The sequence below is a fragment of the Escherichia sp. F1 genome (genome assembly GCF_046764225.1).
Lineage (GTDB): Bacteria > Pseudomonadota > Gammaproteobacteria > Enterobacterales > Enterobacteriaceae > Escherichia > Escherichia coli.
The window spans coordinates 2,884,111-2,901,084 of record NZ_CP177202.1; the positions used below are offsets into that span (position 1 = coordinate 2,884,111).

At 50.8% G+C, this 16,974-nt stretch carries 16 protein-coding genes; 10 read left to right on the forward strand and 6 right to left on the reverse strand.

Translation table 11 applies throughout. From position 1 onward, the window contains the following. Window positions 1-14: 14 nt before the first annotated feature. The 6 genes from ACK8NJ_RS14110 (at window position 15) to ACK8NJ_RS14135 (ending at window position 4,676) form a co-directional block, all read left to right on the forward strand. Window positions 15-284 carry an excisionase gene (locus ACK8NJ_RS14110; protein WP_000003742.1) on the forward strand — a complete coding sequence of 90 codons (270 nt, stop codon included), beginning with the start codon at window positions 15-17 and terminating at the stop codon, window positions 282-284. Continuing rightward, window positions 253-1,371, forward strand: a complete 1,119-nt coding sequence (locus ACK8NJ_RS14115; RefSeq protein WP_059239312.1) for a phage integrase Arm DNA-binding domain-containing protein — start codon at window positions 253-255, stop codon at window positions 1,369-1,371. Before ACK8NJ_RS14110 ends, ACK8NJ_RS14115 begins: the two co-directional genes overlap by 32 nt. 166 nt (window positions 1,372-1,537) lie before the next feature. Beyond that, the gene (gene potC / locus ACK8NJ_RS14120) at window positions 1,538-2,332 is read left to right on the forward strand and encodes a spermidine/putrescine ABC transporter permease PotC (protein ID WP_000580316.1); all 795 of its coding nucleotides are present in this window, start codon (window positions 1,538-1,540) and stop codon (window positions 2,330-2,332) included. Then, window positions 2,329-3,375 carry a spermidine/putrescine ABC transporter substrate-binding protein PotD gene (potD, locus tag ACK8NJ_RS14125; protein WP_000759309.1) on the forward strand — a complete coding sequence of 349 codons (1,047 nt, stop codon included), beginning with the start codon at window positions 2,329-2,331 and terminating at the stop codon, window positions 3,373-3,375. Before potC ends, potD begins: the two co-directional genes overlap by 4 nt. A 57-nt stretch (window positions 3,376-3,432) precedes the next feature. Next, window positions 3,433-3,894, forward strand: a complete 462-nt coding sequence (locus ACK8NJ_RS14130; protein ID WP_001366277.1) for a DUF3592 domain-containing protein — start codon at window positions 3,433-3,435, stop codon at window positions 3,892-3,894. After that, the gene (locus ACK8NJ_RS14135; protein WP_000720222.1) at window positions 3,891-4,676 is read left to right on the forward strand and encodes a TPM domain-containing protein; all 786 of its coding nucleotides are present in this window, start codon (window positions 3,891-3,893) and stop codon (window positions 4,674-4,676) included. Before ACK8NJ_RS14130 ends, ACK8NJ_RS14135 begins: the two co-directional genes overlap by 4 nt. 137 nt (window positions 4,677-4,813) lie before the next feature. Here ACK8NJ_RS14135 and cobB read toward each other — a convergent pair whose 3' ends face one another. From cobB to lolC, 5 genes are read right to left on the reverse strand one after another with little or no spacing between them, the layout of a single operon-like run. After that, entirely contained in the window at window positions 4,814-5,635 is an 822-nt protein-coding gene (cobB, locus tag ACK8NJ_RS14140) for a Sir2 family NAD+-dependent deacetylase (RefSeq protein WP_000952736.1), read from the reverse strand. Window positions 5,636-5,650: 15 nt separating this feature from the next. Next, window positions 5,651-6,562 (reverse strand): N-acetylglucosamine kinase, encoded by a 912-nt coding sequence (nagK, locus tag ACK8NJ_RS14145; protein WP_000291270.1) that lies wholly within the window; start codon window positions 6,560-6,562, stop codon window positions 5,651-5,653. Window positions 6,563-6,590: 28 nt separating this feature from the next. After that, window positions 6,591-7,835, reverse strand: a complete 1,245-nt coding sequence (lolE, locus tag ACK8NJ_RS14150; protein ID WP_247840715.1) for a lipoprotein-releasing ABC transporter permease subunit LolE — start codon at window positions 7,833-7,835, stop codon at window positions 6,591-6,593. Then, on the reverse strand, window positions 7,835-8,536 hold the full coding sequence (lolD, locus tag ACK8NJ_RS14155; RefSeq protein WP_001033695.1) for a lipoprotein-releasing ABC transporter ATP-binding protein LolD: 702 nt from the start codon (window positions 8,534-8,536) through the stop codon (window positions 7,835-7,837). The genes lolE and lolD overlap by 1 nt, the downstream gene beginning before the upstream one ends. Beyond that, window positions 8,529-9,728 (reverse strand): lipoprotein-releasing ABC transporter permease subunit LolC, encoded by a 1,200-nt coding sequence (gene lolC, locus ACK8NJ_RS14160; RefSeq protein ID WP_000284714.1) that lies wholly within the window; start codon window positions 9,726-9,728, stop codon window positions 8,529-8,531. Before lolC ends, lolD begins: the two co-directional genes overlap by 8 nt. A 260-nt stretch (window positions 9,729-9,988) precedes the next feature. Between lolC and ACK8NJ_RS14165 the strand changes: the two genes are divergently transcribed. The 3 genes from ACK8NJ_RS14165 to ldtC all read left to right on the forward strand — a co-directional run bounded on the left by ACK8NJ_RS14165 (window position 9,989) and on the right by ldtC (window position 15,742). Further along, window positions 9,989-11,062, forward strand: coding sequence for an acyltransferase family protein (locus tag ACK8NJ_RS14165; RefSeq protein WP_000810221.1), 1,074 nt, complete (start codon window positions 9,989-9,991; stop codon window positions 11,060-11,062). A 127-nt stretch (window positions 11,063-11,189) separates the two neighbouring features. Next, the gene (gene mfd / locus ACK8NJ_RS14170) at window positions 11,190-14,636 is read left to right on the forward strand and encodes a transcription-repair coupling factor (RefSeq protein WP_411961728.1); all 3,447 of its coding nucleotides are present in this window, start codon (window positions 11,190-11,192) and stop codon (window positions 14,634-14,636) included. A gap of 143 nt (window positions 14,637-14,779) precedes the next feature. Further along, a complete protein-coding gene (gene ldtC, locus ACK8NJ_RS14175; RefSeq protein ID WP_001469339.1) occupies window positions 14,780-15,742 on the forward strand; it encodes a L,D-transpeptidase LdtC in 963 nt (320 codons plus the stop codon). 82 nt (window positions 15,743-15,824) lie between these two features. Here the strand turns inward: ldtC and bhsA are convergent, their stop codons facing one another. Beyond that, a complete protein-coding gene (gene bhsA, locus ACK8NJ_RS14180; RefSeq protein ID WP_000800153.1) occupies window positions 15,825-16,082 on the reverse strand; it encodes a multiple stress resistance protein BhsA in 258 nt (85 codons plus the stop codon). Between the two features lie 240 nt (window positions 16,083-16,322). Here bhsA and comR point away from each other — a divergent pair, with 240 nt between their 5' ends. Then, window positions 16,323-16,955: a TetR family copper-responsive transcriptional repressor ComR gene (gene comR / locus ACK8NJ_RS14185; RefSeq protein ID WP_001578163.1), complete on the forward strand. Its 633-nt coding sequence runs from the start codon at window positions 16,323-16,325 to the stop codon at window positions 16,953-16,955. The last annotated feature ends 19 nt before the right edge of the window (window positions 16,956-16,974 follow it).

The following is a 16,974-nucleotide window of genomic DNA, read 5'->3' on the forward strand; positions in this document are numbered from 1 at the left end:
CCGGAGTGATAGCCATGAGCGAACAGTACCTGATAACGCTCGATGAGTGGAAGCCAAAACGGTTCAGTCTCCCAATAACAAACACTACCCTGGTGAAATACGGAAAACTAGGATACATCGTTCCAAGACCACAAAAAATTCGTGGGCGTTGGCTGATAGATCGCCGAGCAGTATTTGTTGGACCTGGTGAAACAGGAATTGCGCCGGAAATTCATACTGGCGATGATGATGCACTGAAGGAGATTTTAACTCATGTCACCGAGGCCACGAAAAAACAGCACTGACGTAGCCGGACTTTACGAAAAATTTGATCGCAGAACTGGCAGAGTTTACTACCAGTATAAAAACCCTGTGACTGGAAAATTTCACGGGCTCGGAACAGACAAAGGTAAGGCAGAAAAAATCGCTTCCACAGCCAATCAGCGAATAGCTGCAGCAGAGGCTGAATATTTCATGCGCAAAATTGATGAAAGTCCGTCAGCAACAAAGCGTCGGGGTATCAGATTAAAGGCATGGGTTGATCGATATCTGAAAATACAGGACACGCGACTGAAAAATGGAGATATTGCAGCTACAACTCACAAAGAAAAAGCCAGAATGGCTGCATACCTGGTTTCCCGTCTGGGAAACCACCCATTGAAAGAACTGGAAGTAAGAGACTTTGCATTAATACTGGATGAGTGGCTGGATAAAGACATGGTCAGCACAGCGAGAGTAAATCGTGGATTATGGGTTGATATTTATAAAGAAGCACAGCATGCAGGGGAAGTTCCTCCTGGATGGAATCCTCCGGAGGCCACCCGTAAACCGATCCCTAAAGTAACCAGAGCCAGACTCACCCTGGAAGACTGGCAAAAAATTTACAACGCAACGCCAGAAAAACACTTTATCCGTAACGCAATGCTTCTTGCGATTGTTACTGGTCAGCGCCGTGATGACATTTGCCACATGCGTTTTTCAGATGTGTGGAACGAACACTTGCATATCACCCAGGGAAAAACCGGAATGCGTCTGGCGTTACCGCTTACACTACGCTGTGATGCCATTGGGATAACGTTAAAAGAAGTTATTGATGGGTGCCGAGACAGAATATTAAGTCCATATCTAATCCATAGTCGGCACCAGAAACAACCGAAGCCGATGAGTAAAGACAACCTGAGCGACTACTTTGCCAAAGCACGGGATCTGGCTGGGATAATTCCACCAGCAGGAAAAACTCCGCCAACATTTCATGAACAACGCTCTCTATCAGAACGGCTGTACCGTGCACAGGGTATCGATACAAAAACATTACTAGGACATAAAGTCCAGGCAACCACCGATCGCTATAACGATACTCGAGGTCAGGAATGGGTTAAGTTGGTTATTTGACAAACACCATATGGAATATCCGTCACCATCTCAGGAAAAAAGTGTTGTAAAATGCGTGGCCTAGTTTTGGGGAAACGTTTTGGAGAGATTTTGGAGAAAGGAAAAAATTGAATAAATTCAAAATCCTGAAAGTGTCCCGCCTTATGAATAAGAAGGTGGAACTCGAATGATCGGTCGACTGCTTCGCGGCGGTTTTATGACCGCTATCTACGCGTACCTGTATATCCCAATCATTATTTTGATTGTGAACTCCTTTAACAGCTCGCGCTTTGGCATCAACTGGCAGGGTTTTACCACTAAATGGTATAGCCTGCTGATGAACAACGACAGTCTGTTGCAGGCAGCTCAGCATTCATTGACGATGGCGGTGTTTTCAGCGACGTTTGCTACGCTTATCGGTTCACTGACGGCAGTTGCGCTGTACCGTTATCGCTTTCGCGGTAAGCCGTTCGTTAGCGGAATGCTGTTTGTGGTGATGATGTCGCCAGATATTGTGATGGCGATTTCTCTGCTGGTGCTGTTTATGCTGCTGGGTATTCAGCTTGGCTTCTGGTCGCTGCTGTTCTCGCATATCACCTTCTGCCTGCCATTTGTGGTGGTGACGGTGTACTCGCGCCTGAAAGGTTTTGACGTGCGAATGCTGGAAGCGGCGAAAGATCTCGGTGCCAGCGAATTTACCATTCTGCGAAAAATCATTCTGCCACTGGCAATGCCAGCGGTGGCGGCGGGCTGGGTGTTAAGCTTTACCCTGTCGATGGACGATGTGGTGGTTTCTTCGTTCGTCACCGGACCAAGTTATGAAATTCTGCCGTTAAAAATTTATTCGATGGTTAAAGTCGGCGTATCGCCGGAAGTTAACGCGCTGGCAACCATATTACTGGTGCTGTCGCTGGTGATGGTAATTGCCAGCCAGCTTATTGCTCGTGATAAAACGAAAGGTAACACAGGGGACGTTAAATGAAAAAATGGTCACGCCACCTGCTCGCGGCGGGTGCTCTGGCACTGGGCATGAGCGCCGCTCACGCCGATGACAACAACACGCTGTATTTCTACAACTGGACCGAGTACGTGCCGCCAGGACTGCTTGAACAGTTCACCAAAGAAACCGGTATTAAGGTTATCTATTCGACTTACGAGTCGAACGAAACCATGTACGCGAAGCTGAAAACGTACAAAGACGGTGCCTATGACCTGGTGGTTCCTTCAACCTATTACGTCGATAAAATGCGTAAAGAAGGGATGATCCAGAAGATCGACAAGTCGAAGTTAAGCAATTTCAGCAACCTCGATCCAGACATGCTCAACAAGCCGTTTGACCCGAATAACGACTATTCCATTCCGTATATCTGGGGTGCGACGGCGATTGGCGTTAACGGTGATGCGGTAGATCCGAAATCCGTTACCAGCTGGGCCGATCTGTGGAAGCCTGAGTACAAAGGCAGCCTGCTGCTGACCGACGATGCCCGTGAAGTGTTCCAGATGGCGCTGCGTAAGCTGGGCTACTCCGGTAACACCACCGATCCGAAAGAGATTGAAGCTGCATACAACGAGCTGAAAAAACTGATGCCAAACGTGGCAGCGTTTAACTCCGATAACCCGGCTAACCCGTACATGGAAGGCGAAGTTAACCTCGGCATGATCTGGAACGGTTCTGCTTTCGTTGCACGCCAGGCGGGTACGCCAATTGACGTGGTGTGGCCGAAAGAAGGCGGCATTTTCTGGATGGACAGTCTGGCAATTCCGGCAAATGCCAAAAACAAAGAAGGCGCGCTGAAATTGATCAACTTCCTGCTGCGCCCGGATGTGGCAAAACAGGTTGCTGAAACTATCGGTTATCCAACGCCAAACCTTGCGGCGCGTAAGCTGTTAAGTCCTGAAGTGGCGAACGACAAAACGCTCTACCCGGATGCTGAAACCATTAAAAATGGTGAATGGCAGAATGACGTTGGCGCAGCCAGCAGCATTTATGAAGAGTATTATCAGAAGCTGAAAGCAGGACGTTAATTCAGCAAGCGGGCGGTGGTATTACCGCCCGTTTTTTATTTAGCAAGGATGTGGCTAATGAGCCAGGACAGTAGAGTTTTCTTTCGTATATTCCTCGGTATCGGTCTGGTACTGATCCTCATTTCTGTTGTTGTCTTTTATAACCAGTTCACCTATAGCAAAGACGCGATTCATACTGAAGGCGTCATTGTTGATACCGTCTGGCACTCCAGTCATTCTCATCGCACGGGTAAAAATGGTTCGTGGTATCCCGTCGTTGCCTTTCGACCGACGCCTGATTACACGCTAATTTTCAATTCGAGTATCGGCAGCGATTTTTATGAAGACAGCGAAGGCGATAAAGTTAATGTTTATTATTCTCCAGGGCATCCTGAAAAGGCTGAGATAAATAACCCGTGGGTTAATTTTTTTAAATGGGGGTTTATCGGCATTATGGGCGTTATTTTTATCGCCGTCGGTTTATTAATCAGTATGCCCTCCTCTAAAAAGTCACGCAGGAAACGGAAGTCCCGTCCATGAAAAAAATCATAATACTGCTCAGTTTACTGATACTGCTGCCTCTGACAGCAACCAGTAAGCCCTTAATCCCAATAATGAAGACACTTTTTACGGATGTTACAGGTACTGTACCGGATGCTGAGGAGATTGCGCGGAAAGCGGAGCTTTTTCGTCAACAAACCGGGATTGCGCCGTTTATCGTGGTTGTACCTGACGTTAATGAAGCAAGCTTCAGGCAAAATGGCAAAGCGATGCTGGCGCATGCGTCATCTTCATTGAGTGATGTAAAAGGCAGCGTCCTGTTACTTTTTACCACCCGCGAGCCACGGTTAATTATGATAACCAACGGCCAGGTTGAAAGCGGTCTGGACGATAAACATCTCGGCCTTCTGGTAGAAAATCACACTCATGCTTATTTACATGCGGACCTCTGGTATCAGGGAATCAATAATGCATTGGCTGTTTTACAAGCACAGATATTAAAACAACCGACGCCGCCACTGACATATTATCCGCATCCCGGACAACAGCAGGAGAATGATCCTCCCGGCAGTACCACGATATTAGGTCTTTTTGCCTGGGCAGTTGCATTCATCTTCTTTACTGCATTTTTTTACTACACGACGCGCCTTAATTATGCATTAAAGTTTGCAGTGGCGATGACTATTGCCAATATGGGTTATCAGGCTTTATGTTTGTACATCGATAATAGCTTTGCGATTACCAGAATATCGCCGCTCTGGGCAGGGCTGATTGGTGTCTGTACGTTTATTGCCGCGTTGTTATTGACGAGTAAACGGTAAAAGAGGCAGTAAAGTGTGCGTCTATTATGCCGGATGCGGCGCGAACGCCTTATCTGGCCCACAAAACCCGCAAATTCAATTAATTGCGTCCCCTTGTAGGCCTGATAAGCGTAGCGCATCAGGCAATGCTTCCTGCTTTATAAGCCCTTCAGCAACTTTTCAACAAACTCTGGCACCACCTGGCTTGCCGGGCCGTAATATTTCTCGGCAAATTCATTACCAACCTGACTCGGTTCAAGATTCAGTTCCACGGTGTGTGCGCCATGCAGTTTCGCTTCGTGAACAAACCCAGCCGCCGGATAAACATGCCCGGATGTACCAATGGCAATGAAAATATCGGCCATTGACAACGCCATATAAATTTCATCCATGCCGAGTGGCATTTCGCCAAACCACACTACGTGCGGGCGCAAGGGTGCCGGGAACTGGCAACAATGGCATTTATCTTCTGGCGTAACGTCTCCGGTCCAGTCGAGAACCTGACCACTTTGCGAACAGCGAACTTTCAGCAGTTCCCCATGCATATGAATCACATTGGTATTACCTGCGCGTTCATGCAGGTTGTCTATATTCTGCGTCACCAGCAAAAAGCGATCGCCGAGGGCGTCTTGCAGTTTAGCCAGCGCAAGATGCGCGGCGTTAGGCTGAATTTCTGGCTGCTGTAGCTGTCGACGACGGGCGTTATAAAACGCTTGCACCAGTTCAGGATCGCGATCGAAACCTTCCGGCGTTGCCACATCTTCAACCCGATGTTCTTCCCACAGGCCATCTGCGGCGCGAAAGGTACGAATACCTGATTCCGCAGAAATCCCTGCCCCTGTCAGTACGAGTACTCTTGGTTTTTCCATTGCTTCCGGCACCACTTTATCTCTGAAAAAAATACGCTGACGCAAACGCTCGCGCAGACGGCGTTTATTTTTACGAAAACGACTTAACCGATGACCCCGACGCGACAGCATAGCAACCTCTGTTGTTTAATCGGTTAGATGTAGGAAGGCCGCACCACGCATTCCTCCCGCATCACCGTGGCGCGCGCGTTCAATGCGCGGAACACGAGCTACAGGTAAGAGATGACGAGGCAGCCTGTCCGCCAGTTGCGTTGTGATTGCCGGGAAATTCGATAAGCCACCACCAATGACGACCAGGTCAGGGTCAACAATGGTCAGGATATTTCCCAGACAAACCGCTAATAAATCCAGATAACGCTCAACGTGCGCCCTTGCCTGCTCATCGCCTTGATCATAAAGCGCAATAATTTCGGGAGCCTGCAACGGTTGATGATAATAGTGTTGATACAGCCACGCAAAACCGCGACCAGACAGATAATTTTCAATGCAGCCATGCTGACCACAGCCGCAGCGGCGTAACGGGAAATCCAGCCCCATCATGGTTAACGCATCAACCGGCAGACGCATATGGCCAAACTCGCCGGTAATATAGCTTTTACCGGTAATTGGTTTACCGTTGAAAATCAGCCCGCCGCCAACGCCGGTGCCGAGAATCAACCCCATCACCAGTGGATATTGAGTAAATTCATCATCCCAGGCTTCTGAAAGGGCAAAACAGTTGGCATCGTTATCAAGGCGGACATCGCGATCAAGACGTGCGCTCAGGTCGGCACGCAGCGGTTTACCGCTGGCAGCGGGGACATTGGCGGCATACAGCGTACCATCTTCTGTTTCCGGCATTCCCGGAATACCGATGCCGACAGAGCCTTTACAGCCAAAACGTTGGTCAGCTTCAGCTACCAGCTCACACACTGCATCTAAAAATGCGTCATAGCTGTCACGCGGTGTCGGCACCCGCTTTTCCCACTGCAACTGCCGACCGCTATCAAACACACCAAGCGCAATTTTTGTTCCACCAATATCAAACCCGTAATACATTGCCGCTCCTTGTTTTAATGTACTGCCTTTACTGGCCGCTAAGGACTCGCGCAGGGTCAATATTACTGGCGCGTCGCGCCGGATACCAACTTGCCAAAAGACTCAGCAACAATGCTGTGACCAGTACGTAGAAGACGTCCAGCCAGTGCAATTCCGATGGCAGGAAGTCAATAAAATAGATATCGCTGGAGAGGAACTGATGACCGATCAGCTTTTCAATCCGCTCAATAATCGGGGTAAGTTGCAGTGAAACCACTACGCCGATAATCACACCACACAGGCTACCTAACAGCCCTGCCAGCAATCCATACCAGACAAAGATGGCGCGAATTAAACCATCTTTCGCCCCCAGCGTTCTTAATACTGCGATATCGCCACTCTTGTCTTTCACCGCCATCACTAAGGTGGAGACGATGTTGAAACAGGCCACGCCAATCACCAGTACCATCGCCAGATACATAATGGCGCGGATCATCTGGATATCGCGATACATATAGCCGTAAGTACCAATCCAGCTTTTAATATAAACATAGCTGTTGGTCACTTCACCCGCATCGCGTACCAGCTTATTGGCGTTGAAAACATCCGTCATTTTAAGGGCAATACCTGACACGCTGGAACCCATATCAAGATATTGTTGGGCATCTGCCAGCGGGATCATGGCAAAACTGTGATCGAGTTGACCACTCAACTGCAAAATACCGGCAACGTGCAAACGCACACGTTTTGGCTGCATCAGTTTATGCTCAGGATTCGAGTTGGGGATCATAATCGACACCCAATCGCCCTGCTTCACTTTCAGCGCATCCGCCACGCCTTTGCCGATGATAATTTGCTGTTCGCCCGCTTTAAAATTGCGCCAGGCATCCCCCTGAACAAACGAGGGTAATGCGCTCAGACGCTGTTCCTGTTGCGGGTTAACGCCCTTCACCTGGATTGCGCGCAGATTGGCACCACTTTCTACCAGTCCGGTGAAATTGATATATGGCGCAGCGGCGGCAATACCCGGCACTTTCTGCACTTTATCTAGTGCTTCCTGCCAGTTAGTCCACGGCTGATCCACCGCTTCGATTTCACCATGCGGCACCACCGCCAGAATGCGGTTATTCAGTTCGCGTTCAAAGCCGTTCATCGCGCTTAAGCCGACGATCAATACCGCCACGCCGAGGGCAATGCCGATGGTAGAAATGACGGAGATCAGCGACACCATGCCGCCGCGCCGCCGTCCGCGACTAAAACGCAGGCCAATTAATAACGATAAAGGCATCGCCATTACTCCGCCCCCATCAGGCTCAGTTCCGCCGTCAGACGTCCATCACGCATTTCCAGTTGGCGGCTCATACGTTTCGCCAGTTGCAGGTCGTGAGTAACCACCAGGAAGGCGGTGCCCTGCAAGCGATTCAATTCCCCAAGCAACTGGAAGATGCTGTCGGCGTTACGTGCATCGAGGTTACCAGTAGGTTCATCCGCCAGTACCAGCCGCGGGTTATTGACCAGCGCACGGGCAATCGCCACACGCTGGCGTTCGCCGCCAGAAAGTTCAGATGGGCGGTGATTCGCACGATGCTCCAGCCCCACCGCTTTTAACATCTCCAGCGCACGGCTGTTGATTTCAGCGGGCTTTTTCTTGCCAATCAACAGCGGCATAGCCACGTTTTCCAGGGCGGTAAAATCCGGCAACAGGTGGTGAAACTGATAAATAAATCCCAGCTTCTGGTTACGCAGTTCCGCTTTGGCCGCCGACGACAGTTTGCTCATCGGTTGACCGTTAAAGATCACATCGCCGGAGGTTGGCGTATCCAGCCCGCCCAGCAGGTGCAGCAAGGTGCTTTTACCGGAACCAGAGCTACCGACGATCGCCATCATTTCACCTTCGCCGACGCTGAAACTGACATTGTGCAGTACATCGGTTTGCACACTGCCTTCCTGATAGCGTTTGCACAGGTTGTCGCATTGCAACAGGATCTTATTCATAACGTAAAGCCTCAGCGGGTTGAGTGGCGGCAGCGCGCCATGAAGGGTAAAGCGTAGACAGCAGCGCGATAGCCATCGCCACCAGCGCAATAACAATGACCTGTAAAGGTTCGATAGCGACCGGCAGCGCCGCGCCATCAAGCAGGACGCCGATTATCGGCATCAGATTATTTAACTGGCTGGCAAGCAGTGCGCCAAGCGCCGCTCCGAGGATCGCACCGATAATCCCGGCGCTGGCCCCTTGCACCATAAAGACCATCATGATTTGTCGCGGAGTTAAGCCTTGCGTTTGCAGGATCGCTACTTCGCCCTGCTTCTCCATCACCATCAGCCCTAGCGAGGTAATAATGTTAAACGCCGCTACGGCGACAATCAGGCTCAGCAGCAAGCCCATCATATTTTTTTCCATGCGTACGGCCTGGAACAGCTCGCCTTTACGGTCACGCCAGTCCTGCCATTTGCTGCCTTCAGGCAGTTTTTGCTGGCTTAAAGAATCCACTTTCAGTGGTTCATCCAGCCACAAACGCCAGCCGGTAATATTGCCTGCCGGATAACGCATCAGACGCGAGGCATCCTCAATATTCACCAGCATTTCATAGCCATCGACTTCACTGTTGGCGGCGAAAGTGCCAATCACATTGAACAGGCGCTGGCTTGGAATACGCCCCATCGGCGTGAACTGGCTGGCAGATGGCACCATCACGCGGATTTGATCACCGCGATTGACGCCCAACTGTGAGGCCAGCTGTTCACCGAGGATGACATTATATTTCCCCGGCTCGAGGTCAGTTTGTTTCACATTGACCAGATACGGCGTTAGTGGATCTTTTTGCGCCGGGTCGATACCCAGCATCACCCCGACCGCCACGCTGCGCGCGCTTTGCAGTACCACATCACCGGTAGTAATAGGTGCGACGCGATTAACGCCGTCCAGTTTGACTGCCGTTTCCGGGAGTTGCTGCGGGTTAAGAGAGCCATGCTCAGAAGAGAGAATTGCCTGTGGCATCAGGCCAAGGATGTTGTTTTGCAGCTCGCGCTCAAAGCCGTTCATCACTGACAATACTGTGACCAGCGCCATCACCCCGAGGGTAATGCCGATGGTAGAAAGCCAGGAGACGAAACGACCGAAGCGATCCGCTGCACGCCCACGCATGTAACGCAGGCCAATAAATAGAGCGACAGGTTGGTACATGAAATCCGTCTGGTTGCTGTAGCAAAGACACGAGTATATAAGCGAAAGCGGGATGGGTAAACGTCTGAACTGTAAGTGATCGTCAGGGCTAATCTGAAAAGTAGCAGCAAATCAATCGACTAAAGGGCCTCATTTTCTCATTGGCCTTGTGGCCTGATCTTTATCTGAAAAATAACCAAATACAGACAGATACGCATTACACCACGCGACTGGCCCCTCAGGATCAACAGCATGTTAAATAAAAAGAGCGTGTTGTCCTGATGAAACAAAAAGAGCTATGGATTAACCAGATCAAAGGATTATGTATTTGTCTGGTAGTGATTTATCACTCGGTGATTACCTTTTATCCGCATCTGAGCACTTTTCAGCATCCGTTATCGGAAGTCCTGAGCAAATGCTGGATCTATTTCAATCTTTACCTTGCACCCTTTCGTATGCCGGTTTTTTTCTTTATATCCGGCTATTTGATTCGCCGTTATATCGACAGCGTACCGTGGGGAAATTGTCTCGATAAACGGATCTGGAACATCTTCTGGGTGCTGGCGCTTTGGGGCGTGGTGCAGTGGCTGGCGTTAAGTGCGCTGAACCAGTGGCTGGCACCTGAGCGCGATTTAAGCAATGCCTCCAATGCCGCGTATGCCGATTCCACCGGTGAGTTCCTGCACGGGATGATCACCGCCAGCACCAGTTTGTGGTATCTGTATGCGTTAATTGTTTATTTCGTGGTATGTAAAATTTTTAGCCGTCTGGCGCTGCCACTATTCGCCTTGTTTGTACTGATGAGTGTGGCGGTTAATTTCGTTCCCACGCCGTGGTGGGGAATGAACAGTGTGATCCGCAATTTGCCTTATTACAGCCTTGGCGCATGGTTTGGCGCAACATTAATGACCTACGTTAAAGAGGTGCCGTTGCGCCGCCATCTGCTGATGGCTTCTTTGCTGACCGTTCTGGCGGTCGGTGCCTGGTTGTTTACTATCTCGCTGCTGTTGTCGCTGGTATCGATTGTGGTGATCATGAAGCTGTTTTATCAATACGAGCAACGTTTCGGTATGCGCTCCACCAGCCTGCTGAATGTGATTGGCACCAACACCATTGCTATCTACACCACCCATCGCATTCTGGTAGAGATATTCAGCTTAACTCTGCTTGCGCCAATGAACGCGGCACGCTGGTCGCCGCAAGTCGAACTGACACTCCTGATGGTTTACCCCTTTGTCAGTTTGTTCATCTGTACTGTTGCGGGCTTGCTGGTAAGAAAACTTTCACAGCGTGCATTCAGCGATCTGTTGTTCTCCCCGCCTTCACTGCCCGCTGCCGTCAGTTACTCCCGCTAAGCCATCGCCCCAGCCGGGGCGATTCAATTTGCTAAACCATGTCGATTACGGATAATGAACAGCATTGCTTATCAGAGATATGCCCCCATATGTTGAGGCATATCCTAACGAGAATCTGACAACCGTTATGCCTGAACAATATCGTTATACGCTGCCCGTCAAAGCGGGTGAGCAGCGTCTGCTGGGCGAGTTAACCGGCGCTGCCTGCGCGACGCTGGTAGCGGAAATTGCCGAACGTCACGCCGGTCCGGTGGTACTCATTGCACCAGATATGCAAAATGCTCTGCGTTTGCATGATGAAATCAGCCAGTTTACCGACCAGATGGTGATGAATCTGGCGGACTGGGAAACTCTTCCCTACGACAGTTTTTCGCCTCATCAGGACATTATTTCCTCGCGCCTTTCCACCCTTTACCAGCTACCGACGATGCAGCGTGGCGTACTGATTGTTCCGGTGAATACGCTTATGCAGCGCGTTTGCCCGCACAGTTTTCTCCAAGGCCATGCGCTGGTGATGAAAAAAGGTCAGCGCCTGTCACGAGATGCATTACGATCCCAACTGGACAGCGCAGGTTATCGCCATGTTGACCAGGTGATGGAGCACGGCGAATACGCCACGCGCGGCGCATTGCTGGATCTCTTCCCGATGGGGAGTGAGCTGCCTTATCGTCTTGATTTTTTTGATGATGAAATTGACAGTCTGCGGGTGTTTGACGTCGATAGCCAGCGCACGCTGGAGGAAGTAGAAGAGATCAATCTGCTTCCCGCGCACGAATTTCCGACCGATAAAGCGGCAATTGAACTGTTCCGCAGCCAGTGGCGTGATACCTTCGAAGTGAAGCGCGATCCGGAACATATTTATCAGCAAGTGAGTAAAGGCACATTACCTGCCGGGATCGAGTACTGGCAGCCGCTATTCTTCAGCGAACCGCTGCCGCCACTGTTCAGTTATTTCCCTGCCAATACGCTGTTGGTGAATACTGGCGATCTGGAAAACAGTGCCGAACGTTTCCAGGCTGACACGCTGGCGCGTTTTGAAAATCGCGGCGTCGATCCGATGCGTCCACTGTTGCCACCACAATCGCTCTGGCTGCGGGTAGACGAGCTCTTTTCAGAGCTGAAAAACTGGCCGCGTGTGCAGCTAAAAACTGAACATTTACCGACAAAAGCAGCGAATGCCAATTTAGGTTTCCAGAAACTGCCAGACCTGGCCGTTCAGGCACAACAAAAAGCGCCGCTGGATGCGCTGCGTAAGTTCCTCGAGTCTTTCGACGGTCCGGTGGTGTTCTCGGTAGAAAGTGAAGGTCGCCGTGAAGCGCTGGGTGAACTGCTCGCGCGAATTAAAATTGCTCCGCAACGCATTATGCGTCTTGATGAAGCCAGCGACCGTGGGCGTTATCTGATGATTGGCGCTGCCGAACATGGTTTTGTCGATACGGTGCGTAATCTGGCGCTGATTTGCGAAAGCGATCTGCTCGGTGAACGTGTTGCCCGTCGTCGTCAGGATTCTCGCCGCACCATCAACCCCGATACACTGATCCGCAACCTCGCGGAGCTGCATATTGGCCAGCCGGTGGTCCATCTGGAGCACGGCGTCGGTCGCTATGCCGGAATGACCACGCTGGAAGCGGGCGGCATTACTGGCGAGTACCTGATGCTCACCTATGCCAACGACGCCAAACTGTATGTTCCGGTGTCGTCACTGCATCTGATTAGCCGTTACGCCGGTGGCGCGGAAGAAAACGCCCCGCTGCATAAACTTGGCGGCGATGCGTGGTCACGCGCGCGGCAGAAAGCGGCGGAAAAAGTGCGTGATGTGGCGGCAGAATTACTGGATATTTACGCGCAACGCGCCGCCAAAGAGGGCTTCGCGTTTAAACACGATCGCGAGCAGTATCAGTTGTTCTGCGACAGCTTCCCGTTTGAAACCACGCCGGATCAGGCACAGGCCATTAATGCGGTACTTAGCGACATGTGTCAGCCGCTGGCAATGGATCGTCTGGTGTGCGGCGATGTTGGCTTTGGTAAAACAGAAGTGGCGATGCGCGCCGCTTTCCTGGCAGTAGATAACCACAAGCAGGTGGCGGTGCTGGTGCCTACCACCCTTCTCGCGCAGCAGCATTACGACAACTTCCGCGACCGTTTCGCCAACTGGCCGGTACGTATCGAAATGATCTCCCGTTTCCGCAGCGCCAAAGAGCAGACGCAAATCCTTGCGGAAGTAGCGGAAGGGAAAATCGATATTCTGATCGGTACGCACAAACTGCTGCAAAGTGACGTCAAGTTTAAAGATTTAGGCCTGCTGATTGTCGATGAAGAACACCGCTTCGGGGTGCGTCATAAAGAGCGCATTAAAGCGATGCGCGCGAACGTGGATATTCTGACGCTTACCGCTACGCCGATCCCACGTACGCTGAATATGGCGATGAGCGGAATGCGCGATCTGTCGATTATCGCCACACCGCCCGCCCGTCGTCTGGCAGTTAAAACCTTTGTCCGTGAGTATGACAGTCTGGTGGTCCGGGAGGCGATCCTGCGTGAAATTTTGCGCGGAGGACAGGTTTATTATCTCTACAATGATGTGGAAAACATCCAGAAAGCCGCCGAACGGCTGGCAGAACTGGTACCTGAAGCGCGGATTGCCATCGGTCACGGGCAGATGCGTGAGCGCGAACTGGAACGGGTGATGAATGATTTCCATCATCAACGTTTCAACGTGCTGGTTTGTACCACCATTATCGAAACCGGGATCGACATCCCGACAGCCAACACCATTATCATTGAACGCGCGGATCACTTCGGTCTGGCGCAGCTGCACCAGTTGCGCGGTCGCGTCGGACGTTCGCATCATCAGGCATATGCATGGCTGCTGACGCCGCATCCAAAAGCGATGACTACCGATGCGCAAAAACGTCTTGAAGCGATTGCCTCGCTGGAAGATCTCGGGGCAGGTTTTGCGCTGGCAACGCACGATCTGGAGATTCGCGGCGCGGGTGAACTGCTTGGCGAAGAACAAAGCGGCTCAATGGAAACTATCGGTTTCTCGCTGTATATGGAGTTGCTGGAAAACGCCGTCGATGCGCTGAAAGCCGGACGCGAGCCGTCGCTGGAAGATCTCACCAGTCAACAAACAGAAGTCGAGCTGCGGATGCCGTCGCTGTTGCCGGATGATTTCATTCCTGACGTGAATACGCGTTTGTCGTTCTATAAACGTATTGCCAGCGCCAAAACGGAAAACGAACTGGAAGAGATCAAAGTTGAGCTTATCGATCGCTTCGGCCTGCTGCCGGATCCGGCGCGTACCCTGCTGGATATTGCCCGTCTGCGCCAGCAAGCGCAGAAACTGGGGATCAGGAAGCTGGAAGGTAATGAGAAAGGCGGCGTGATCGAATTTGCCGAGAAGAATCACGTTAATCCGGCTTGGTTGATTGGTTTGCTGCAAAAACAGCCGCAGCATTACCGCCTTGATGGTCCGACGCGCCTGAAGTTTATTCAGGATTTGAGCGAGCGAAAAACGCGTATCGAATGGGTACGCCAGTTTATGCGTGAACTGGAAGAGAACGCGATCGCTTAATAGTAAATCGGGGGCGTTTCTTCGCCCCCATCTGCAACATTTACAAATTCTTTGCACTTCCCTGCACTATCCGACACTGTCACCATCCATAATTCAGGCTTATCTGTTTATTACAATAACCTTATATTTATTATGGATTTTTGGTGATGATCAAAACGCGTTTTTCTCGCTGGCTAACGTTTTTTACGTTCGCCGCTGCCGTGGTGCTGGCGCTGCCGGCAAAAGCCAACACCTGGCCGCTGCCGCCAGCGGGCAGTCGTCTGGTTGGCGAAAATAAATTTCATGTGGTGGAAAATGACGGTGGTTCTCTGGAAGCCATCGCCAAAAAATATAACGTCGGCTTTCTCGCTCTGTTACAGGCTAACCCCGGCGTTGATCCTTACGTACCGCGCGCGGGTAGCGTGTTAACGATCCCGTTGCAAACCCTACTTCCAGATGCGCCGCGCGAAGGCATTGTGATCAATATTGCGGAGCTGCGTCTCTATTACTACCCGCCGGGTAAAAATTCGGTAACCGTGTATCCCATCGGCATTGGTCAGTTGGGTGGTGACACGCTGACACCGACAATGGTGACCACCGTTTCTGACAAGCGTGCAAACCCAACCTGGACGCCAACGGCAAACATCCGCGCCCGTTATAAAGCACAGGGAATTGAGTTGCCTGCGGTAGTGCCGGCTGGACCGGATAATCCAATGGGCCATCATGCGATTCGTCTGGCGGCCTATGGCGGCGTTTATTTGCTTCATGGTACGAACGCCGATTTCGGCATTGGCATGCGGGTAAGTTCTGGCTGTATTCGTCTGCGTGATGACGATATCAAAACACTCTTTAGCCAGGTCACCCCAGGCACCAAAGTGAATATCATCAACACCCCGATTAAAGTCTCTGCCGAACCAAACGGTGCGCGTCTGGTTGAAGTACATCAACCGCTGTCAGAGAAGATTGATGACGATCCGCAGCTGCTGCCAATTACACTGAATAGCGCAATGCAATCATTTAAAGATGCAGCGCAAACTGACGCTGAAGTGATGCAGCATGTGATGGATGTCCGTTCCGGGATGCCGGTGGATGTCCGCCGTCATCAAGTGAGCCCACAAACTCTGTAAATCCTGGATAAAAAAAATCCCCGCGACACGGCATGTCGCGGGGAAAAATTCAGCAGTAGCAGGCATTAATGAGGGTTAATGCTTATTTATAAATTACTGCTGTTCCATGGAGGGTATTCGGACCGGTTACAGAAGTAATACGGAAAGATTTTGCGCCCATCTCATCCGCTTTTTGCGCCAGCTGCTCTTCCAGCGATCCCAGATTTGTCCCCGCGTTAGCACTGATAGTACCGACTTTTTGTTGGCCTTCTGGCGTTGACTGAACTTCGACAGCCGCAAAGCTGGCAAACGACATGGAGCTTAAAATCGCCGCAGCGATGAGGGTTTTTACGTTTTTCATAATAGTGGCCTTATGCAGATGAATGACGTCGCAAGCAATTACTTAACGATCGATAACTAAATGATAGATGTGATCTGGATCACATACAAGATATTTTTTATAACAATCATTAATTAATTTAAAAATCTTTAAATTTCAGTTAAATAGAAAGCAATTATTTTTATGGTTTGTGGACTGGTGAACGGAGGTGATTATTTTTATAATAACCTTTCATTCACAGTCACCAGGTACAACGGCATCATGGCAACTGACTCAACACAATGTGTAAAAAAAAGCCGTGGCCGCCCAAAAGTGTTCGACAGGGATGCCGCGCTTGATAAGGCCATGAAATTGTTCTGGCAGCACGGTTATGAAGCGACTTCTCTTGCGGACCTCGTCGAAGCGACCGGAGCCAAAGCGCCCACGCTATACGCGGAATTTACCAACAAAGAGGGGTTATTTCGCGCCGTACTCGACCGCTATATCGATCGTTTTGCCGCTAAGCATGAAGCACAGCTGTTTTGTGAAGAGAAAAGCGTGGAGACTGCGCTGGCTGACTATTTTGCTGCCGTCGCCAACTGCTTTACCAGCAAAGACACCCCGGCTGGCTGCTTTATGATCAACAACTGCACCACCCTCTCCCCGGATTCCGGAGATATCGGCAATACGCTGAAATCACGCCATGCGATGCAAGAGCGCACTTTGCAGCAGTTTTTATGTCAACGACAAGCGCGCGGGGAAATCCCGACCCACTGTGACGTGACGCATCTGGCAGAATTCCTTAATTGTATTATTCAGGGGATGTCGATCAGCGCACGCGAAGGTGCATCGCTGGAAAAACTGATGCAGATTGCCCGAACGACTTTGCGTTTATGGCCCGAACTGGTGAAATAAGTCGCAAAAAAAGCCCCTC